The sequence below is a fragment of the Nocardia altamirensis NBRC 108246 genome, from assembly GCF_001612685.1.
Taxonomy (GTDB): Bacteria; Actinomycetota; Actinomycetes; order Mycobacteriales; family Mycobacteriaceae; genus Nocardia; species Nocardia altamirensis.
This window is the reverse complement of sequence record NZ_BDAY01000007.1, coordinates 104,266-125,202: the sequence shown is the minus strand read 5'-3', so window position 1 is coordinate 125,202 and position 20,937 is coordinate 104,266. Positions and strand designations below refer to the sequence as shown.

The 20,937-nt window shown below is 66.3% G+C and carries 14 protein-coding genes; 9 read left to right on the top strand and 5 right to left on the bottom strand.

Annotation, left to right across the window (positions count from 1 at the left end; all coding sequences use genetic code 11):
* The first annotated feature begins 33 nt into the window (after nucleotides 1-33).
* Genes NA11_RS04075 through NA11_RS04065 form a run of 3 tightly spaced genes read left to right on the top strand, consistent with a single transcriptional unit; the run spans nucleotide 34 to nucleotide 5,620 of the window.
* A complete protein-coding gene (locus NA11_RS04075) occupies nucleotides 34-402 on the top strand; it encodes a hypothetical protein (RefSeq protein WP_069160361.1) in 369 nt (122 codons plus the stop codon).
* On the top strand, nucleotides 395-4,744 hold the full coding sequence (gene eccCb, locus NA11_RS04070) for a type VII secretion protein EccCb (protein ID WP_069160360.1): 4,350 nt from the start codon (nucleotides 395-397) through the stop codon (nucleotides 4,742-4,744). The genes NA11_RS04075 and eccCb overlap by 8 nt, the downstream gene beginning before the upstream one ends.
* A gap of 54 nt (nucleotides 4,745-4,798) precedes the next feature.
* A complete protein-coding gene (locus tag NA11_RS04065; RefSeq protein ID WP_069160359.1) occupies nucleotides 4,799-5,620 on the top strand; it encodes an alpha/beta fold hydrolase in 822 nt (273 codons plus the stop codon).
* Between the two features lie 38 nt (nucleotides 5,621-5,658).
* Here NA11_RS04065 and NA11_RS04060 read toward each other — a convergent pair whose 3' ends face one another.
* From NA11_RS04060 to NA11_RS04050, 3 genes are all read right to left on the bottom strand, one after another.
* Nucleotides 5,659-7,521 carry a Xaa-Pro dipeptidyl-peptidase gene (locus NA11_RS04060; protein ID WP_069160358.1) on the bottom strand — a complete coding sequence of 621 codons (1,863 nt, stop codon included), beginning with the start codon at nucleotides 7,519-7,521 and terminating at the stop codon, nucleotides 5,659-5,661.
* On the bottom strand, nucleotides 7,518-8,510 hold the full coding sequence (locus NA11_RS04055; protein ID WP_069160439.1) for a M64 family metallopeptidase: 993 nt from the start codon (nucleotides 8,508-8,510) through the stop codon (nucleotides 7,518-7,520). The genes NA11_RS04060 and NA11_RS04055 overlap by 4 nt, the downstream gene beginning before the upstream one ends.
* Before the next feature lie 264 nt (nucleotides 8,511-8,774).
* A complete protein-coding gene (locus NA11_RS04050; RefSeq protein ID WP_069160357.1) occupies nucleotides 8,775-10,703 on the bottom strand; it encodes an ABC transporter ATP-binding protein in 1,929 nt (642 codons plus the stop codon).
* Between the two features lie 200 nt (nucleotides 10,704-10,903).
* On the opposite strand from NA11_RS04050, the gene NA11_RS45485 reads away from it, so the two are divergent.
* From NA11_RS45485 to NA11_RS04030, 4 genes are all read left to right on the top strand, one after another.
* A complete protein-coding gene (locus tag NA11_RS45485) occupies nucleotides 10,904-11,065 on the top strand; it encodes a hypothetical protein (protein WP_167837559.1) in 162 nt (53 codons plus the stop codon).
* Between the two features lie 183 nt (nucleotides 11,066-11,248).
* Nucleotides 11,249-12,535: a lanthionine synthetase C family protein gene (locus NA11_RS04040; RefSeq protein ID WP_069160355.1), complete on the top strand. Its 1,287-nt coding sequence runs from the start codon at nucleotides 11,249-11,251 to the stop codon at nucleotides 12,533-12,535.
* A 12-nt stretch (nucleotides 12,536-12,547) separates the two neighbouring features.
* Nucleotides 12,548-13,789, top strand: coding sequence for a lanthionine synthetase C family protein (locus NA11_RS04035; protein ID WP_069160354.1), 1,242 nt, complete (start codon nucleotides 12,548-12,550; stop codon nucleotides 13,787-13,789).
* 9 nt (nucleotides 13,790-13,798) lie between these two features.
* Entirely contained in the window at nucleotides 13,799-16,927 is a 3,129-nt protein-coding gene (locus NA11_RS04030) for a lantibiotic dehydratase (protein WP_069160353.1), read from the top strand.
* A 97-nt stretch (nucleotides 16,928-17,024) separates the two neighbouring features.
* On the opposite strand, the gene NA11_RS04025 is transcribed toward NA11_RS04030, so the two are convergent.
* Entirely contained in the window at nucleotides 17,025-17,627 is a 603-nt protein-coding gene (locus NA11_RS04025) for a histidine phosphatase family protein (protein ID WP_245745713.1), read from the bottom strand.
* A 377-nt stretch (nucleotides 17,628-18,004) separates the two neighbouring features.
* Here NA11_RS04025 and NA11_RS04020 point away from each other — a divergent pair, with 377 nt between their 5' ends.
* Together NA11_RS04020 and NA11_RS04015 are read left to right on the top strand one after the other, a co-directional pair.
* The gene (locus NA11_RS04020; protein WP_069160352.1) at nucleotides 18,005-18,670 is read left to right on the top strand and encodes a dioxygenase family protein; all 666 of its coding nucleotides are present in this window, start codon (nucleotides 18,005-18,007) and stop codon (nucleotides 18,668-18,670) included.
* A 92-nt stretch (nucleotides 18,671-18,762) separates the two neighbouring features.
* Complete coding sequence (locus NA11_RS04015) at nucleotides 18,763-19,944, top strand: serine hydrolase domain-containing protein (RefSeq protein ID WP_084654113.1); 1,182 nt, start codon at nucleotides 18,763-18,765, stop codon at nucleotides 19,942-19,944.
* A 5-nt stretch (nucleotides 19,945-19,949) separates the two neighbouring features.
* On the opposite strand, the gene NA11_RS04010 is transcribed toward NA11_RS04015, so the two are convergent.
* Complete coding sequence (locus tag NA11_RS04010; RefSeq protein WP_141717393.1) at nucleotides 19,950-20,549, bottom strand: hypothetical protein; 600 nt, start codon at nucleotides 20,547-20,549, stop codon at nucleotides 19,950-19,952.
* Nucleotides 20,550-20,937: the final 388 nt, after the last annotated feature.

The following is a 20,937-nucleotide window of genomic DNA, read 5'->3' as shown; positions in this document are numbered from 1 at the left end:
CGAGCGCGGTCGATCGAGGAGGGGGCAACCAGCATGTCCGAGGTACTACTGGCCATCGAAGGCGACATCCGCGTTGACCCCGAGCGGCTGGACCGGATCACCGACGAGCTGGCGGACGACCTACGCGAGATCAACGGCCTCGTGATCACCAAGCCGGCCAGCGCAGCAGGCGACGCGAAATCGACTGCGGCGGTGGAGATCGGCCAGCTCCTCGCCTCGGGCGGCGCGCTCGGCACGGCCGCCTGGGTGATCCGGGACGTCATCTACAAGTTCCTGGACCGCACCCGCGCCACCTCCATCACGGTGAAGAACGGGGACCGTGAGGTCACCATCGTGCGGCCCGCCGACAAGCAGGTAGAAGATGTCGTAGAACGCCTGCGCGACGTCCTGAACGATGACTGACCCGGCCGGACGACGCCACGCGCTCTTCGTAGCCAACGACACGTACCACTCGCCCGGAATCGCGCGCCTGCACGCACCGGTTTCCGACGCACACCAGTTGCGAGAGTTGTTGCGCGATCCGGAAATCGGCGCGTTCCAGCCGACCGAGCTGCTGGTCAACGAGTCAAAGGCGGAGATAGAACGCAACATCGAGCGGTTGTTCCGCGGCGCAGGACCCGAAGATGTTGTGCTGTTCTACTTTTCCGGCCACGGCATCCGGACTCGACAGAACCTGTATCTGGCAACGAGCAACACCGAGCTGCCGCTGATCAGCAGCTCCGCTGTGTCGTCCGCGTTCATCAAGGAGTTGATTCGGGAGTCGGACGCCGCAGCGAAGATCATCCTGCTCGACTGCTGCTACAGCGGGGCATTTCTCGGCAACGACGCCATCAAGGCGATGCCCAACTTCGACGATGTCGGCCATGATCTCGCCACCGGGGACGGGATCTGTGTACTGACCGCGTCGACCGCGATCGAAATCGCCGAGGACGGCAACGCGGACCGATCAGCGCCGCTGTCGGTATTCACGGCAGCCATGGTGAAGGGCATCGGCACCGGGCTCGCCGACAACGGCAGCGGACGAATCAGCACCCACGACCTGTGGACGTACGTGAGCACCGAGGTGCGCAGCCGTACCGTTCGACAAACACCGAGTCACTACGGTGTGCTGCGCGACGAGGTGTATGTCGCGCGGGCCCGCCGCGCCACCCCGGCCCTGGTCGAGATCGGCGACCGCGTGCAACTCGGCGACCTGCTCGGGCGACTCGAGCTCGATCCAGCCACCGGCCTCCGTGCGGAAAGCTGGTGGGGCACCGGCAAATTGCGGATACCGATCGGCCAGGAACGGCGCTCGGACGGCACCCCCGGCGAGGTGATGTGGCTCGATCTGGCGCGTGCCGACGGCAACCTGCTGATTGTCGGCCGGGCCGGGTCGGGGAAGAGCACCTTGTTGCGCACGTTCGTCGGCGCGATGGCCCTCACCCACACGCCGGAAGAGGCGCGAGCCTATGTACTCGAGTCGAGCAACCGGCTCGGCTCGATGCGTGGTCTTCCCCATCTGGTCGGTGTCGTCGGAGACGATGAACTCGAGCAGGTCGAGCTGACCTTGCAGACGATCGTCGACGAGATACGCAGCAGGAAGAAGCTGTATCGCGAACACAACATCGATTCGCCGACCAGCCTGCGCGCGGTCCGTTCGGTGCTGGCCGAGGGCCCGTTTCCGGATGTGTTCTTGATTCTCGATCGGTGGTCCGATTTCTCGAATCAGCTCCCGGAATTCGAGAACACGATCCGGCACATCGCCAGCGCTGGCCCGGAATACGCGGTCCACGTGGTGACGACGGCGCGCGACTGGAGTGAGGCGCCCGACTGGCTGGCCGACCTGCTCCCTGCCCATATCGAGTTGCGGCTGCACCGTCCTGCCGAATCGCGAGTCAACCCGGAACGGGCCGCGCGCCTGCCGGACAGCCCTGGTTGGGCGCTGCTCAATCAGCGGGCGTTTCGCATTGCGCTGCCGGACATTCGAGAATTCATCGACGAGTCGATGATGGTGTCGGATATGGCCGATGGCGCCGCTGATCTGGTGGCACAGGTGGCCGAGGGCTGGTCGAAGCCGTCGGGAGGGTATTCGGCTGGTCGAGCGGCACTGAACACCACGCCCGACTTCGCCGCGTTGTACGGCCTCGATGTGCCGGTGCGGCTCGACACAGACTCGTTGTGGCAGCCGCGAAATGGCCGCGACCATCTGCGTATTCCGATCGGGACTGTCCCTACCACCGGTGAACGGGTGGAACTGGATTTCAAGGAATCCGCTGCGAACGGCATGGGACCGCACGGCCTGCTGGTCGGCGCGACCGGGTCCGGAAAGTCGGAGCTGCTCAAGGCAATCGTGGTCGGGCTTTCGCTCACGCATTCGCCGGAGATGCTGAATTTCTTCCTGGTCGACGTCAACGGGCACGGAACCTTTCGGGAGCTGAGTCCGCTGCCGCACGTGTCCTCGAACATTGCCGACGTCACCCAAGACCTTCCCCTCGTCGAACGCATCGTCGAGGCACTCAGCGGTGAGGCCAATCGTCGGCAGGAAGTACTCAGGGAAGCAGGCAATTTCGCGAATGTGACGGATTACGAGCGGGCCCGAGCCACCGGGGCTGCCCTGCCGCCCATGCCGACCCTGCTGATCGTTGTCGACGAATTCACCAGCCTCGCGGCGGAAAGTTCCCGCTTCGAGGAACTGCTCGTCATGATCGGTCGGTTGGGCCGATCGCTCGCGATGCACCTGTTGCTCAGCACGCAGCGGCTCGACACCGGCAAGTTGCGTGCGCTCGAATCCCACATGTCGTACCAGCTCGCCCTTCGGGTGCATTCGGCGGAGGAATCACGGGCCGCACTAGGCACAAAGGATGCCTACCTGCTTCCGAGCACGCCCGGTGCCGGATATCTGCGGACCGGCTCCGAGATAATTCGATTCCAGGCAGTCCATCCGTCCCGGGCCGATCCATCCAGGACCGTGCGTTCCGAGGCCGACGCAGTCGATCGCACACTGCTCGAAACTGTTGTCGCACAACTGCGTAAGCACGGTCGCCGAGCGCGCGCGATCTGGCTGCCGCCGTTGGATGCCGCACCGACCTTGGACCGGCTCTTCCAACCGTCGACGTCGATCCTGACCGGCGGCTACGGCACTGTCGCCCCCTTGTTGGCAGCTGTCGGCATCGTCGACCGGCCGTATGAGCATCGGCTCGACACGCTCATACTCAACCTTGCCGGTGCGTCCGGACATGTGGCCGTGGTCGGCGGCCCCCAGTCCGGCAAGTCGACACTCCTCTGCACACTGATCCTGGCAATGTCGTTGACCCACACCGTCGAACAAGTGCAGTTCTATTGCCTTGATTTCGGGGGCGGCTCGTTGAGCCGACTCGGCGAACTGCCACACACCGGCTCGATAGCCGGGCGGTTGGACACCGATCGAGTGCGGCGGACAGTCGCCGAGATGACCGCGCTGCTGCGTCGACGCGAAACCCAGTTCGCTGAGCTCGGCATCGAATCCATGGCTCAGTTCCGGGTTTTGCGCGCGACGGATCCTGCCGCCGACACGGTCGCCGAGAGTGTGCAGCAGGACCCGTATGGCGACGTCTTCCTCGTGGTGGATGGTTTCGGATCCATCCGGCAGGACTTCGAGACGCTCGAGCAAGACATCATGAACCTTGCAGCGCAAGGCCTTTCCTACGGCATCCACATTGTCGTCGCGGTGAATCGGTGGGCTGAGCTGCGCCCGGCCATGAAGGACTCTTTCACTTCCCGCGTGGAACTGCGGTTGGCGGACCCGCTGGACTCGGACCTGGACCGAAAGGTGGCAGCACAGGTGCCGCGAGGCCGCCCAGGGCGCGGCATGACGTCGGACCGACTGCACATGCTGACAGCGCTACCGCGGATCGACGGCCGGTCCGACCCGGCAACACTCCGCGACGGTGTGGCCGACGCTGTTTCGCTCGTGCAACGGTTTGCCGCAGGACACCGTGCGCCGGCGGTGCGCATGTTGCCCGAGCGGTTGCACCGCGCAGCGCTGTTGCAAGATGTCGAAGACTGGCCGCCTGCGCCGGACTCCGACCGGCCTTGTCTGCGGTTCCCGATCGGCATCAACGAATCCGAGCTGGCGCCGGTCTATCTCGATTTCACGGCGAGCCCGCATCTCATCGCCTTCGGCGACATCGAGTCGGGCAAGACAACCCTGCTGCGATCGGTGATCGAGAGTATCTGTGCGTCGAATACTCGGGACCAAGCAAGGATCCTTGTCGCGGACTATCGTCGCACCTTGCTCGACCATCTCCCGGACGAATACATCGCCGGATATGCCAGTTCCGCAATAACATTCACCCAGTCCGCCGCGGAGTTGGCGAAGTGGCTCGAGCAACGGCAGCCGGGTACCGACGTCACACCTCAGCAACTGCGAGACCGGTCCTGGTGGCACGGCCCCGAGATGTTCCTCATCGTCGATGACTACGACTTGGTGGCGACATCCAGTGGTAGTCCGATGCATCCACTGTTGGAACACCTGTCGCACGCCCGCGATCTCGGCTTCCATGTCATCCTCACCCGTCGCTCGGGCGGCGCCAGCCGGGCACTCTACGATCCGATCATCGGACGGATGCGCGAGCTCGGGTCCGCCGCGCTGATCATGAGTGGCAGTCGTGACGAGGGCATGCTGTGGGGTGCGGTGCGCCCGCAGCCGATGCCACCCGGCCGCGGGATTCTGGTGAATCGAATCAGCGAGGAAACCATCCAAACCGCTTACGTTCCTATGGGTTAGACCGCGACCGTAACCACCGTCCGACACTTCGTGGTTGCGACTACCGTCGAAATCATGGAGCTGACTGAGACTTTCGAGTGGCAAGGGCGGCGGATTTCCTGGGGGAAGGCTGGGACGGGGCCTGCGGTGGTGTTCTGTCATGGGACACCGTTCTCGTCGGCGGTATGGCGACCGTTCGCCGAGGCGCTGGCAGCGGACTTCACCGTGTATCTGTGGGACATGCCCGGGTACGGCCGGTCCAGCAAGAATCCAGGGCAGACAACCGATTTCGGCACGCAGGCCCGCACCTTCGAGGCGCTGCTCACGCACTGGGGGCTGGAGCGCCCGCACGTCGTCGCCCATGATTTCGGCGGGGCGGTCAGCCTGCACGCACTGTTGTTCGGCGAGGTCGATTACGCGTCGCTGCTGCTGGTCGACGTGGTGGCGATTCCGCCGAGCGGCTCGCTCTTCTTCAAGTTCGTGCAGGCACATCCCGATGTGCTCGCCGAGCTTCCCGAGTACATCCACGCCGCCCTCGTGCGGACCTATATTCAGGGCGCGAGTCACCGCGGCCTGCGCGCGGACGACCTGGACGAACTCGTCGCACCATGGCTCGGCGACGAGGGCAGGCCTGCGTTCTACCGGCAGATCGCCGACTACGACGAGACCTATCTGGTGGACAACGAGAAGCGCCTCGGCACGATCGAGATCCCGGTCCGGATCCTCTGGGGCGCCGACGACGCGTGGATCCCGGCGGACATCGGCCGCCGACTGCACGAGCTCATCCCGGACTCCACCCTTTCGCTGATCGAGAACGCCGGCCATCTCATGCAATACGACGCGCCCGTCGCCTTGGCCGACGCCGTTCGCGCCTGGCTGACGCAGCTCGGCACCTGACCACCGAGGTGATCAGGTGCCGAGTGCTACCCGTGGAACTAGCGCGGGTTGGGCGAGATCGCGGCGTTCAGCGCCGCTTGGCCGCCGACCACCGGGAGGGTGACGCGGGTGCTGCTCAGGTTCACCGCGAAGCCCGGGCCCGGCTTGGGCCGAAGGGTGTACTCGTTGTCGCTGGACAGCACGACCACACCGAGGCGATGTCCGCGCGGCACCACATAATCGTGCGGCTGCATGGACACCTTGATCGCGTACTCCTTACCCGGGGTGATCGGGGTCGGCTTGTTCAGCGAATCGCGGTTCTGCGGATCCACCCAGCCCCTGGTGACGATGCGGGACTTGCCGTCAGGACCCACCGAAACGAGCAACGCGGTGACGTTGGCGGCGGGGCGCTGGAAGGACATGCGGAAGTCGACATCGACGGTGCCGCTCACGCGGAGTGAGGTCGCGGCAGGCTTGGAGAGGTAGGCAAGCCGGTTCGGTGAACTGGGCGCGGCGACCAAGTCGGCGGCCAGTTTGGTCGCGTCGTCCTGCAAGGACTCGGTGACCGCCGGACCGGGACGGTTACCGCCGGGGACGAAGCCACCGATCTTGTTGCCGCCCGCTTGGAACACCGCGGTCGCGTTCGATGCGGCGGGAGTCGGCCAGTCCGGCTCATTCACCCACGACTTGTCCTCGCGCTGAATGGTGAGCTTCGGCTCCCGGTCGATCCCGTTGTTCTGGCCGAGCAGGTACTTGCTGAACCACCGGTTCACCGTGCGCAGCCACTCGTCCTTACGCAGCCCGATCGGATCGGTGTGACCCGACTGGTGCAGCCAGATCTTGTGCGGCACACCGGACTTCTTGAGTGCGCTGTACAACTGGTCGACGTGCTTGGTCTTGACGTTGAAGTCGTTGAGCCCGTGCACGGCCAGCACCGCGGCCTTGATCTTGCCCGCGTCGTTGAGGTAGTTGCGCTCGTTCCAGAACTGGCTGAACTCGCCGGTGACCCGGTCCTGGTCCTGCTCGAGCTTGTCGATGACCTTCTTGCAGATCGCCCGATCGGAGCGGGTGTAGACGTACTTGGCGAGCACGTCGGTGTCTTCACCCTGGTAGGTGCCCGGCGCGACCACCGCGCCCGCCGCGCGGTAGTAGTCGTACCAGCTGCTGATCGCGGCAATCGGCACGATGGCTTCCAGACCGGGCACGCCGGTGCTGGCGACGGCGGTGGGCAGCGTTCCGTTGTAGGACACGCCCATCATGCCGACCTTGCCGCTGGCCCACTGCGCCGCAACGTCTTTGCCCTGTGCGTCCCTGGCCTTGGTGCGGCCGTTGAGCCAGTCGATCGGGGCGCGCGCGCCGATCGTCTCGTTGCGCGCACCCGAGGTCGGGCAGCCGGTCGAGGTGCCGGTGCCGAGCGACTCCCCGTACATCACGGCGTAGCCGCGAGCCAGGAAATACTCCTCGTAGGCCCAACTGATCTGGCCCGCGTTCAGGGTGATGCCCGCCGCGGCGAGTTCCTCGGCCGCGCGTCCGCGAGTGACACCGAGCGGCTTGGCCATTCGCGTATCGGCGCCGCCAGGCACGTAAAGCTCAACGTCCACACCATGATTGGTGACGTCGTTGCCGCCGGAGAAGTACGGGCTCGCCTGGTACACCACCGGAAGCTTGCCGGTGGCGCCTGCCGGGCGGACCACCTGAACGTGGACCTCGTCATCCTTGCCGTCAGCGTCGCTGTCGATCGGCGCGCGCACCCACAGATCCTGCCGGACCGGTGCGGCGGCGCTGAACGTAGGCTGGGCCTCGCCACCGGAAACAACTTGCCCCGCAGTCGGTTCCGCCATCGCGGCGGGCACGCCGGTCAGCAGTAGTGCGGTGGCAGCGGCCGCGAGGGCAGCGCGCTGGACATGTCGGAAGGTTCTCATCGTGCTGCCCCAGTGCTCTGATCCGAAGCCGCGGCGTCGACCCCCGGGCTCTTGCGCTTGATCGCTGCCTTCATCGCGTCGAGGCCGATCAAGTTGAATTCCCGGCCGAGCGCACGCATCAGCGAGTTCTCCGTCGGCCGGTAGACGCCGCGCTTGTGGTAGACCGCGCCTTCGTAGGTGCCGACGACGCCACCGTCGGGAGACTGTTTGCCCAGGTACTGGTACCACTTGGTGCGGTTGGCCCGCATCTGCGCCTCGGTGTACTTCGACGCGTTGACCTCGCGCGGCTCGCTGCCGGTGTAGCGGTCGTTGGGGTAGTCGTATTCGTCGGCCAGCCCGGCCATCGAGTGCCCGAGTTCGTGCATCACGATCTGTCCCGCCTGCGCGTTACCGCCGGACGACGTCGCGACCTTGCCGCCCGCACCGCCGTACTTCGTGGTGTTGCCCAGCGCGATCACCTGGTCGACCTGCGGCGCCAGGCGCGCGTACTGCTGCGCCTTCGTCTCGTTGACGCACAGCAGCCGCTCGGTGCCGCCACACCAGAAAGTCATGTCCAAGGCGGTGTTTCGCATTGTTCCGCGCGGATCGTTGTCCACGCCGGACTGCTGCGACACGACGTTGACCGCCCACACGTTGAACGAGTTCTTGTGCGACTTGAACGGCTCGAGCTGGGCGATCTCGTTCCACCGGTTGATCGCGTGCTGCTTGTAGGTGCCGAGCTCACTCGAGGTGTACCCGTCACCGACGAAGACGAGATCGAACCGCTCACTGGACGGCCCGGTCTGCTGGATGGTCACGACGTCGGCCTGCACGGCCGACCGCTGGGCCGGCGGCTGCTGCGGGACGGGCACGACAACGCGGCTGATGGTGCCGTCCGGCGCGAACACTTCCCGCTCCTCGGTCGGCGCGGCCGACCCGGTGGCCGAAGACAATCCGGCGAAAATCAAGGTGCCTGCCGCGATGATCGACAGGCTACGTAACAAGGGCATGGCGAAGCTCCAATTCCACGCAATTGCCGAGCTCGTCCGATCCATTCGACGACGCGGCAACTCCGGAATCGACGTATGTCAATTAATGACAATTCAGGAGGGGTCGGTGTCAACGAATTGCATTGTCGGACAAGTGGTTACAGATCAAATACGTCGTTATCGTAACGGAGCAAGACGCTTTTGATAACGAGTTCTGTTCCACCAAAGTATGTTTCGCACACCGTGCTCGAATTGCAAATTAATACCGTTCGCGGAAAGCGGATCTCAGATGCTCGGCTCGAACTGATACGCGGCAGCTTGGAGGTCGAACAGCTGGGCGTAGCTCCCCGCCAGCGCCATCAGTTCGGCGTGCGTGCCGATCTCCACGATCCGACCGTGCTCGAGCACCACGATCTTGTCCGCGTGCCGAATGTTGGCCAGCCGGTGCGTGATCAGGATCGTGGTGCGATTGCCCGTGCCACGACCGTGGTGGCGGCTGAGGTGCTGCAGCGAGCGGAACACCGCGTGCTCGGCGCGCGCGTCCATCGCGGCGGTCGGCTCGTCGGCCACCAGAATCGGCGCGTCACGATAGAGCCCGCGGGCCACGCTGATGCGCTGCCACTGCCCACCGGAGAGATCCCGGCCCTTGGCGAAACGGCGGGACAGCACGGTCCGGTCACCATGGGGCAGCCCGTCGAGGACCGCATCGGCCCCGGATTCCCTTGCCGCCGTGGCGATCAGCCTGCCGTCCTGATCGGGACGCTCGAACCGGCCGATGCGGATGTTGTCCCGCGCGGTCATCGGCCAGCGCGCCGGATCCTGCATGACCATCGCGATGTGCTGATAGATCGACTGCTCGTCGACCGTGGCGAGATCGACGCCGTCCCAGCACACCGCGCCCTGCGTCGGCAGGTAGAGGCCGGTGATCAGTTTGGCCAATGTGCTCTTGCCCGAGCCGTTCTCACCGACCAGCGCCACCACTTCGCCGCGGCGTAGCGTGAGATCGACACCGCGGACCGCGGGTTCGTCCTGCCCCGGGTAGGTGAACGAGGCCGAATGTAGCGTGATCTCGCGCGGATCAGCGGGTGCCAGCGTGACTGCGGGCGGCCGGGTGCGTCGCTCGGTCTGCTCGAGCAGGTTGGCGTAGAACTCGAGATAGAGCAGGTTCTCGTAGAGGTTGTTGACACCGGCCATGGTTTGCGACAGCGCGGCCGTCGCCATGCGCATCGCCACCACGGCGGCGCCCGCCATGGCCAGGGGCAGCGCACCGAGGTAGAGCAGCAGGCCGAGCACACCGAACGCGATCCCGGTGCCGACCCCTGCGATGGTGCGACCGAGCAAGCGCACCCGCGCCCTTGCCAATTCGACCCTGGTCGCCTCGGCGGTGAGCTGCTCGCTGATCCGCCGATACTCGGTGAGCAAGGCCGCGCCCGCCGTGCAGGCGCGCAACTCGGCGGCGGTCTCCCGGTCGGAGAGCAGTTCGCTGGCGATGGCGGTGCGCAGATGGCGGGTCACCATCCGGACATAGGACTGATAGGCCAGCCGCGCCGCCCGCGCGGACGCCCACATATCGGGGATGACCGCCAGCAGCACCAGCGGCGCAAGCGCCGGGTGCAGCACTGCCGCCGTGCCCACCGCAGCGACGACGTGGATGACGGCGCCGGACACGCTGGTGATCGCCTCGACGCAGCGCGCGATGCTGCCCATGCCCCGTTGCAGCCCTTGCCGGATCAGGTCCGCGTACTCGCTGTCCTCGAAGGCGACCAGGTCGACCCCCGCGATCGCGGTGTGCGCCTTGTCCCGCGCCATCCGCTCGACCCGGGGCTTCAGCACGGCTTCCGCAGTGGCGGTGGCACTTTCGATCAGCGCCCGGGTCGCCAACGCGGCCACCACCAACCCCACCGACGGCAGCGCGGAGACCACGCGCTCCGGTGTCGGGCCATGCGCGAGCAACACGGTCAGCACGTCGGCGGTGGCCAGCAGGCCGAACGCGGTGGCGGCGCCACCCGCCACCGCGAGCACGGCGGTCAGCAGGGTCAACCGCCGAGAGGCCTGCCACGCCAGCGCGACGACCACCTTGGCGCCCGCGGGCAACGCACGCAGCGTCCGCCACAGCCCGGCGTCGGCGACCTGCTGGTCCACCGCCATCCAGGACGGCGTACTCATCTCGTCCACACCGACGAGGGGCGCATCGGCGGAATCGGCTGTCGTCATGCAGGTCTCCGTCCTGTGCCTGTCCTACAGGCTCGCGCGGCGGCGCTCCCGATCGGCAGAGGCACGGGCCGGGAAGATTCGGGAGAACGTCCCTGGCATACCGGGCCCCGTTCCCTGTCGATGAGGAATGACCGTGCCGCACGGTGGAAGTCGCGTAATCCGCGCTGCGGCGACCGTGCCGCGAAGGGAAAGGAAATCACATGTCTGCTCCTGTAGACGAATTCGATCTGGATATCCGCCTCGGCGACAAACCGGAACAGGACCGGTTCACCACACCGGTCATGCGGACCAACGAATCCGTCTGCCCCACCGACGACTGCAGTAGCTACCCGATGTGCAAGACCACCGAACGGACTTGCTGAAATTCCCAGAAAGGGCTGAATGATGTCCGCACCAGTTGATGATTTCGATCTCGATATCCGGATCGGCGACGCAACCAGGATTCTCGATCCGGCGATGGCCATGAGGACCTCCGACTTCGAGACATGTAGCGACTCGCACTGTGCGACCTGCGGGTCGGCTTGCAACACCGAGCATCCGCCGCGATGCACGAAGTACTGCTGACAGCAGCCGAACGGCCTTGGCGGAGCGCGCTTCCCGCGGGTCTGGCCGCGACAGCGGTCGGCGTCTCCGTCGAGGTCGGCGAGCGGCTGTGCGATACCGGATCCGCGGGGAAAGACGCGTCGGGACGTGCGGTGCTCTTCGGCCAACTCGACCGATACCAGCCAGGCCAGGAGTGGGCCGCGCGTTCGCATGACAGCCTGACGGCCGCCGCGCAGGCGATCGAGCAGGCCGAGCGCGGGTTCTTCGGTCTGTTCGGCGGGCTGTGTGAGGTGGCGTTTGCGGCGGACGCGTTGTCCAGGAACGGGACTCGGTACCGGCGGCTGCTCGACAGTGTGGACGGACCCATCTGCGCGTCGGCGGCCGGACTCGGCGACGCGGTCACCCGCACGCCGGCCGGATTGCCGTTCGCCGCGTTCGACGTGATCTCCGGCATGGCGGGCATGGGCGCATATCTGTTGGGCCGCAGGGACGAACCGCGGGTGGACCCCGCGCTGCGTGCCGTGCTGACCGGTTTGGTGGCGCTGTGCGGCGAGAAGGACGGATTGCCCAACTGGCACACCCCGTTCACCGCGATGGTTCCGAACACCCCGATGTCGCGTTCCTATCCCAACGGCGTGCTCAATTGCGGTTTGGCACATGGCATACCGGGTCCGCTCGCGGTGCTGTCGCTTGCCGAGAGCACCGGTGTCTCCGTCGCGGGGCAGCTGGAGGCCGTCGAACGGGTGGCGCGCTGGTTGGTCGACCATCGGGCCGACGACGAGTGGGGACCGAATTGGCCGACCGGAGTGGGGATGCCGGACGCGACCGGCGCCACCGCTGCCTACGGACCGACTCACAACGCCTGGTGCTACGGCAGTCCCGGGGTCGCGCGGGCACTGTGGTTGGCCGGAACTGTGTTGTCGGACAAGCAGCTATGCGATATCGCGGTGGACACCATGACCGCGGTATATCGCCGTCCGGCCGACGAGCGGCGCATCGATGCCTCGCCGGGGCTGTGCCACGGGGTGGCCGGGCTGCTGCAGATCACGCTGCGGTTCGCGCACGACACCGGTGCCGCAGTGTTCACCGACGCGGCGACCGCACTGACCACTCAGCTGGTGCAGATGTTCCAAACGCAGCGGCGCTATGGATACGCCGCCATAGCCGAAACAGGCCCGGCTACCGACGATCCGGGCCTGCTGGACGGCGCGGCAGGGGTGGCGCTCGCACTGCTCGCCGCCGCCACCGACGTCCTACCGTCCTGGGACCGCACGCTGCTCTTGGCCTGAAAGGGGTTGCGGATGACGTGGACGCGCGTGTTACCCGCCGCCACTGCGGCACAAGCCGTCGAGGTCGCGCGGGCCGTTGGCGGTCGCCTCGCCGCACCCGACAGCCTTCCGCCGATGCCCAACCGGCCGACTCGGCTGCGCGACGGGGCGTCGGGCGCGGTGGGCTGTGCCGTGCTCCTCGGCCAATTTCCCGGTGATACTTGGGAATTGGCCGCGAAGCGGTGCCTGGCGGCGGCAGTGCACGATGTCGAGCAGGACGAGGCGCCCCAATCCGGGCTGTTCGACGGGCTGGCAGGCCTGGCCTTCGCTACGTGGACATTGTCCCGCGGCGGCGTCCGCTACCAACGTCTCCTCGCCCACCTCGACCATCTCGTCAATCGGGAAGCGGTTGCCCGCGCCCAAGCGATGACAGAACGGCCGCACGGGCTGCCCTTCGAGACGTTCGACATCGTCTCCGGGCTCACTGGTATGGGGGCTTATCTGTTGCGGCGCAATACGAATCCCACGGCTCTTCGCGCAGTGCTGACCGGTTTGGTTGCACTGTGCGGTTGGGATGGCGACGCACCCAACTGGTACACCCCGTCGTCGCGCCTCGAGCCGGGATCGCCTCTGGCACAATCGCTTCCCGACGGTCTGCTCAACTGCGGTCTCGCCCACGGCATACCTGGACCGTTGGCGCTGCTCGCGCTCGCCGAACTCGCTGGCATTTCCGTTGCCGGACAACGGGAATCGATCGAAACGGTCGCGCGGTGGCTCGTGCGGCAACGCGTCGACGACGAGCACGGACCGAACTGGCCCAAGGCAGTCGACCTTTCCGGCGCGGCCTCGGGCTCGCGAAACGCTTGGTGCTATGGCGGTCCCGGCGTCGCAAGGACGCTGTGGCTCGCCGGAACAGCGATCGACGATGCGGCGTTGCGCGACCTCGCGCTCGACGCGATGTCCGCCGCGTTGCGCCGCCTGTCCGACACCGAGGTCTCCCCCGACCTGTGTCACGGCGTCGCAGGCCTGCTGCAGATCACCGTGCGGTTCGCGCAGGACACGAAGGACCCGCAGTTCGTCGCGGTGGCGGCCGACCTGACCCACCGACTGCTCGACCTCTACCACCCCGGATACCGATTCGGCTTCCGCTGCGCCGACACGGTGCCGAAGGACACCCCCGGCCTGCTCGACGGCGCCGCAGGACCCGCGCTTGCCCTGCTCGCCGCCGCCACCGACGTGCCGCCGCAGTGGGACCGAATGTTGTTGCTGGCCTGAGGAGATGAGATGGCGACGAACCTGTACCGCGCACTGGATTGGTTGGTGGTGCGCGCCCCGCTGCTGCCGATCGAGGAGTATCTTGCACTCGGCGTCGCGTCGGACTGGCCCACCGAGGTAGCGCCGGGCACGCTGGTCCCCGCCGACCCTCGGGTGCAGCGGGCGCTCGCGGTCGGCGGCGGCGAGTTGCTACGGGCACTGGAACGACCGACCACCGATGCCGGCGCCCGGCGGCGGCTCGCCGGGAAGCTACAGCGGTATCTGATCAGGATGTCGAGCAGGCCGACACCGTTCGGGATGTTCGCCGGAGTCGGCCTCGCGGGCTGGGGTACGCACACCGACCTCGCGCTCGCCGACGCGCCGCCGACCATGCGCACCAGGCCAGACATGGGTTGGCTGCTCGACTTCGTGCACACCATGGAGGAACGCGACGACGTGCGCGCACAGCTGCGCCTGTGCACGAATCCGGCGGCGTTCATCCAGGCCGACCGGGTCTTCCTGAGTGAGCGCACGCCGATCGGCGGCGATGCCGAGCCGGGCCGCGCGGTCTCGCTGCGAGCCACCAACCCGGTGCGGCGGGCCCTGGAATCCGCGCGCACCCCGGTGCCTTACCGCGATCTCGTCGACGAGTTGACGAGATCGCTCGGCGCGACCGCCGCGCAGGCGGAACGGCTACTCGACCAGCTGTGCGAACAGACCCTGCTGCTCACCGATCTGCGCCCGCCGCTCACCGCAGCCGACCCGGCACGCTATGTGGCACAACGTCTCGCCGCCGTGCCCGCAGCCGCCGACGACGCGGCGGCGCTCAATGAACTACTCGACCAGCTGGGCGCCTGGGACCGGCTCGACCACGATCAGGCGGCGGCCGGGTATCCGAAGCTGATGGTCCAGGCACAGTCGGTGCACTCGGCCCCGACTCCGAAGGGGCCGTTTCAAACCGATATGGGGCTGCCGCTCGCCGGGCAGCAGGTCAGCCGCGCCGTCGCCGACGAGGCGGCGCGCGCCGCCGAACTCATGGTGCGGCTGACGTCGTGGCCTACCGGTGTCGTCCACCTCGACAGCTATCGGGACTCCTTCCTCGATCGCTACGGCGCCGACCGCGAGGTGCGGCTGCTGGAACTGCTCGACCCGGAGATCGGGCTCGGTGCGCCAGGACATTTCGACAGCGGCACCCAGGACAGCAGCCGTCAACAGCTGCGGCATCGCACGCTCGTCGACCTTGCGCTCACCGCGGTCCGAGACCGCAGCCGGGTGATCGAACTCAACGCGGCGACGCTCGGGAAGTTGGAAGTCCAGTCGGTCGATGCAACGAAAGCGCCTTCATCACTGGATATTTCGCTGTTCGTCGTCGCGGAATCGCCGAAAGCGGTTGATGCGGGCGAGTTCCAGATCGTCGTCGGCCCGAACATGGGCGCGTCGGTGGCAGGCCGGGTCCTCGGCCGATTCGCCGATCTGCTCGGACCGGACGCGGAGACCGCGCTGCGCGCCGCCGCCGATGCGGAAGCCGAAGGGCGACCGGGCCGATTGTGGGCCGAGGTCACCTACGTCCCGCGACCGGGACGGCTGGCCAACGTCGCCATCCGTCCGCTGGCCAGGGACTGGGAGTTGGCATTCGACACCACGCCCGGCGCACCGCCGGAACGCGTCATCCCGTTGTCCGAGTTGGTGGTCGGCGTCCACGACGGCCGGTTCGTGGTGCGCTGGCCGCGCACCGGACAGGAAGTCGTCGCCTGCGCCGGGCACATGCTCAACCCGCAGTCGGCCCCGGATGTGCTGCGTTTCCTCGACGAGATCAACCGGTACGGGCGCGCGATGCCGACCACGTTCGACTGGGGTCCGGCCGCCGGATTCCCCTTCGTCCCACGGGTTCAGGTCGGCCGGATCGTGCTCGCCCCGGCGCGCTGGCGGGTGAACGCCGACGATCTGGCCGCCGCGTCACCGTCCTCGTTCAGTGCGGCTTTCGCCGGATGGCGCGAGCGCTGGCAAGCCCCGCGCCATGTCTACCTCGCGATGGCCGATCACCGTCTGCTGCTCGACCTCGACGCACCCGAGCAGATCGCACAGATCCGGGCCGAGGCGCGTCGAATGCCCGGCGGGAGACTGTATCTGGAGGAGGCATTGCCTGCGCCAGACCAGGCGTGGCTGCCGGGACCGGACGGCAACTATTTCAGCGAGATCGTGGTGCCGGTCGTGCGCGACACCGTCGAGCCCGCACCGGCCCAACCGCAAACCCGCACCGCCCGAACACCATCCATCGACCGACTCCGCCCGCCGGGCAGCGACTGGCTGTTCGCCAAGCTCTACCACGTCCCCACCTTCGAGGAAGATCTGCTCGCCGATCGAATCCGCGCGTTCTGCGCGCACACCGTCGCCGACGGCTCGGCCGACAGCTGGTTCTTTCTGCGCTACGCCGATCCGGACCCGCACCTGCGCATCCGCTGGCACGGCACCCCCGACCAACTGGCCGACAACCTGGCTCCTGCCCTGCTGCGATGGGGAGCGACCCTGGTGTCGGACGGTTTCTGCCGCCGACTGTGCATCGACACCTACGACCAGGAAGTCGAACGCTACGGCGGCACCGCGGGCACCTCGGTGGCCGAAGATCTGTTCGCCGCCGACAGCGCGGCCGTCCTGGATCTGTTGCACCTCATCGACCAGCGAACAGTCGAGCTGGACCGGACAATGCTCGGGATTTACACGGTCCACGATCTGGTCACCACCCTCGGCCTGAATCCCGCAGCACAAGAAGACTTTTACCGCCACGGTGTCCTCGACCGGCGCGCAACCTCCGACGAGTTCCGCCGTCAAAAACCCGCCCTCCGCGCAATGCTCGCAAACCCCCGATGGTTGGCCGACCAACCAGGCGGCGACGCAATTGCCGCCATCCTCGCCCAACGCCGAACCCACCTGCGCACCACCGCATCTCGCCTCACCGACCTAACCAACGAGCTGACCCGCTCCCCCCTCGATCTCACCCGCAGCTACGTCCACATGCACTGCAACCGCCTCCTCGGCTGCGGCCACCCACCCGAACAACAAGTCCTCGGCCTCCTCTGGCGAACCACCGAAAGCCTCAACCGCGCCCCTTGGCACCCCCGACCTACCCCCTTTGAGCCACATCTGTTGCTGGACAAGTGATCACTGGGAACTGGTGGCGTAGCCCTCTCGGCCGATGCCGCCACCAGTTCCCAGTGATCAACCGACCAAGAGGACCCGTCCCTCAACCCCACCAGGCTCATCTGCTCGGCCACGAGCGGCAGTGCCAGGTTTCGTGATCCAGTTCCAGGAGAAACGGCTTGGCGTGGGGTAGCGGCGCTCCCCAGATCTGGGGTCCGGAGGGGCATAGTCGCGCGACGGCAACGCTGAGGCTGGCCACGTGGCCGACGACAATCACGGTCTCGCCGGGATGGGTGGCGGCGATCCGCTGGAAGGCCGATGTCATGCGGGCAACCACCTGGAGCCCGGACTCGCCGTCCGCGACCTGTTGTCGCAGATCGCGATCCACGATCCAAGCGCGCAGCACCTCGGCGGTGCGCCGGCGCACCACCGGATCACTGGTGCCCTCTTCCATTCCGATACTGACTTCACTCAGATCGGCCAGCGCATCCACGTCCAGGTATCTGCTCGACGCGATAGCCCTCGCCGTGTCACGTGCCCGCAGCGCGGTACTGGAGTAGACATGGGCGACTGGCTCTTTCGCCAAACCCCGAGCTGCTTCGGCGGCTTGACGCACGCCGCGCTCGGTCAGTGGCGACTCGGGCACCGCACCGGCGACACCTGCGGTGACGTTCTCCGATTCACCGTGCCGCAGGCACCACACTCGCACTCGATCGCTCATCCCCGGACCCCCTGATGGCCAACGCCGTACAGAACGGTCGGCAGAATTCTAGTGTCGCGGTGATTCCCGTTCAACTGGGAGCTGTTGGGGCGATTGCTCGGTTGGGGGGATCGTCTTATCGTGAATTGTCAGTTCAAATTCGAAATATATTTGCTGGCAGGATGTTTGGTTGCTGACCGGTGGGCCCGGTGATATTGCTCCGGTTCGGTGATCATGAATGCCGCTCGGCGCCGAGGAATGGTGGTCGGCGGCAGCAGCAGGTCGACAGTGAAGTCACCTGTGAAGGTGTTCGTTGCTGCCTACAGGCATGCTTCGCGAACGCCGGATGGAACCCCGGGCACACTCCCAACTCCAGTTCCTTTGAGGATGGCAAAATCATGTCTAATCAGCCCACGGACGACGACGCCGAACTCCCCCAGGCGATTACGCGTAAACGCCTTCTGCAACTAGGTCTATTGACTGTTCCGGCCGCGGCGGCACTGACCGCCGGTGCCGCGTCGAACAGCGGTAGCGCAAGTGCGGGTCCGCAGCCCGTGCCGGACGACCTCGAGCCGACCCCGGCCTGCCATGACGGGGACGCACCCACGATTGCGCAGACCGAAGGCCCCTATTTCAAGCCGAATTCGCCTCGGCGGAGCGATCTGGTGATACCCGGCGCGCCTGGCACGCTGTTGACGGTCAGCGGTTATGTGTTCAGCCGGTCCTGCCGCCCGGTGGACAAGGCTTTGCTGGATTTCTGGCAGGCCGACGACGCGGGCGCCTACGACAATTCGGGCTACAAGTGGCGGGGGCACCAGTTCACCGACGCGAACGGCCGATTCAGCCTGTCGACGATCGTGCCAGGTCTGTACCCGGGCCGTACCCGGCATATCCACGTCAAGGTGCAGGCGCCCAACCAGCGGGTGCTGACCACCCAGCTGTATTTCCCCAATGAACCACGAAACAACACCGATTCGATCTTCGACCGACGGTTACTGATGACGGTGCGCACCGTGCCCAAGGGCAAGGAAGGAACTTTCGACTTCATTCTGAACTTCCGCTGACCATTCGCCGACCTCCGATACCGTGCTCGCAGCCTTGGTGGTTGGATAATGCCTTGGTGGCGAAGGGGTTTCGCCCGGGGTAGGAGGTCGTGGTGGTTGTCGAGGGGTTTGTCGAGCGTGGGTTCGATGCGGTCAGGGATGCGTTCGGGCGAGGGCAGAGCGGGGACGAAGGCGGCGCGCAGCTGTGTGTCTATCGGCAGGGCCGGGTTGTGGTGGATTTGTGGGCGGGACAGGATCCGGTGTCGGGGAAAGGGTGGGACGCGGAGTCGCTCGTGGTGTTGATGTCGGTGTCGAAGGGGTTGACGGCGACGTGCGTGCACATGCTCGTCGAGCGTGGGCAGCTCGATCTCGAGGCGCCGGTGCGCGAATACTGGCCGGAGTTCGCGAGCAACGGGAAGGCCGACATCACGGTCGCCGACGTGCTGTCGCATCGGGCCGGGTTGTCGAGCTTCGATCCCGAATCCGGTATCGGGGCAACGGATATGACGAACTGGGCGGCGTGTGTTGGCGCGCTGGAGACGATGGCTCCGCTGTGGGAGCCCGGCACCGCGCTCTATTATCACTCCCTCACGTTGGGGTACCTCGCCGGTGAGTTGATCCGGCGGATCACCGGGAAGACCGTCGGTGAATTCCTTGCTGCCGAAATCGCCGGACCACTCGATCTGAGTGTGTGGATCGGCCTTCCGGAGCAGGAAGAGCACCGGGTCGTCCCGCAGTTCACTCGGGAGAAGTGGGCCGGACCGGCGGAGGTGGAGAAGCTGCTTGTCGGGCTGGGGATCGATGTCGGGGCGCGTCTGGTGCGCGCGACATTGGCGACTCTCGCGACCAGGGAGGACGGGATCGCGCTGCTGAACACCAAAGAAGGGCACGCGGCCGAGGTGCCCTCGGGCAATGGGATCGGCAACGCCCGCTCCCTGGCGCGGTTGTTCGCGGCGACGATCGGCGAGGTCGACGGCGTCCGGCTGTTGACGCAACAGTCCATCGACCGGGCACGACAACCGCAGACCGACGGACTGCGCCACCCGGCACCGATGGACGTCTTACCGGTGACGCACCGGTTCGCGCACGGCTACGGTCTCCCGCAACCGACCAACCCCATGCTCGGCGCGGGATCGTTCGGCAGTGTCGGCACCGGAGGACGAATCACCTACGCCCACCCCGAGTCCGGTGTCGCGGTCGCCTACACGTGCACGAACATGGGCGCGGACACCATCGTCGGCCCCGATCCGCGCTGGCTGCCGTGGACCGAGGCGCTACACCAGGCCCTCGCTTAGTCCACTCAGCGCGGGGCGTCGCGACCGATGGCGGACTGCTCGGCGCTCCGCGGTGTGTTCACGGTGACGGTGTCGATGTGGCAGCGGCGGCCGTCGACGGTTGTCGGTTTACTGATGGTTCCGCCTGTTCCGGTGTAGGTGAGTTCGGGGGTGAGACAACTTTGCGCGGCTTCGTCGCGGAAGGTGATGGTGGTGTCGGAGAAGACGAGTCGGCTGGCGAGCCGCGCGTTGTCCCACGGCTCGATCGCGAACAGGGCCATGTTCTGGGCTTGTTTGCGCATGTTGATCGAGTAACGCACCGAACCCGACTGGCCCTTGACGGTTTGCGTCCACACGCCGGTGGCCTGATCGAGGGCGATGTCCATGTCGAGCACCTCACCCACCTTCACCGACATCGCCGGTCCGGAGTGACAGTCGGCGTAGCGCGGGTCCCTGGAGTAGACGTTGACGTACTGGCCGGAGATCCACCAGGTCGAGTACGTCGGGGGCTGCTGGACAGGAGCGCAAGCGTCACCCCAGGTGAGCACCGGTTGCAGGACGCCGAGGCCGATCGGGTAGTAGTTTCTGCCGCCTTCGCGAGGCTCGAGGCCTGGCCACAAGAACATGGTTCCCACCCTGGGCGGCTTTGGTGGCACCGTGAAACGTGTTTGTAGCCGGACCATCTCGTTGGCGGCCGGAATCTTGAAATACACTCGCGACTGTGGATCCGGCCCGAGTGGTATCGGTTGCGTTCTCGGTGCGGCCGACGGTGGTGGAGACGGATCCGTCGGCGGCTCCGCGAATGAATTAGGTAGAGCAACGAAACCTGTTGCTAATACCGCGATTACGACCGTGACGAGGTGGCGAGCCGTAGCTCTGCGTAAGTGATTCACACTTGCCGATGGAATCACAGAGAATTGCTCCCGTGAATGGGTTCAACTGGGGAGCAACAATAGTGCTGTGCGTCCTCCTCGAGCGGCCGCCACTGAAACGAATTACCGCATACAGCACGTC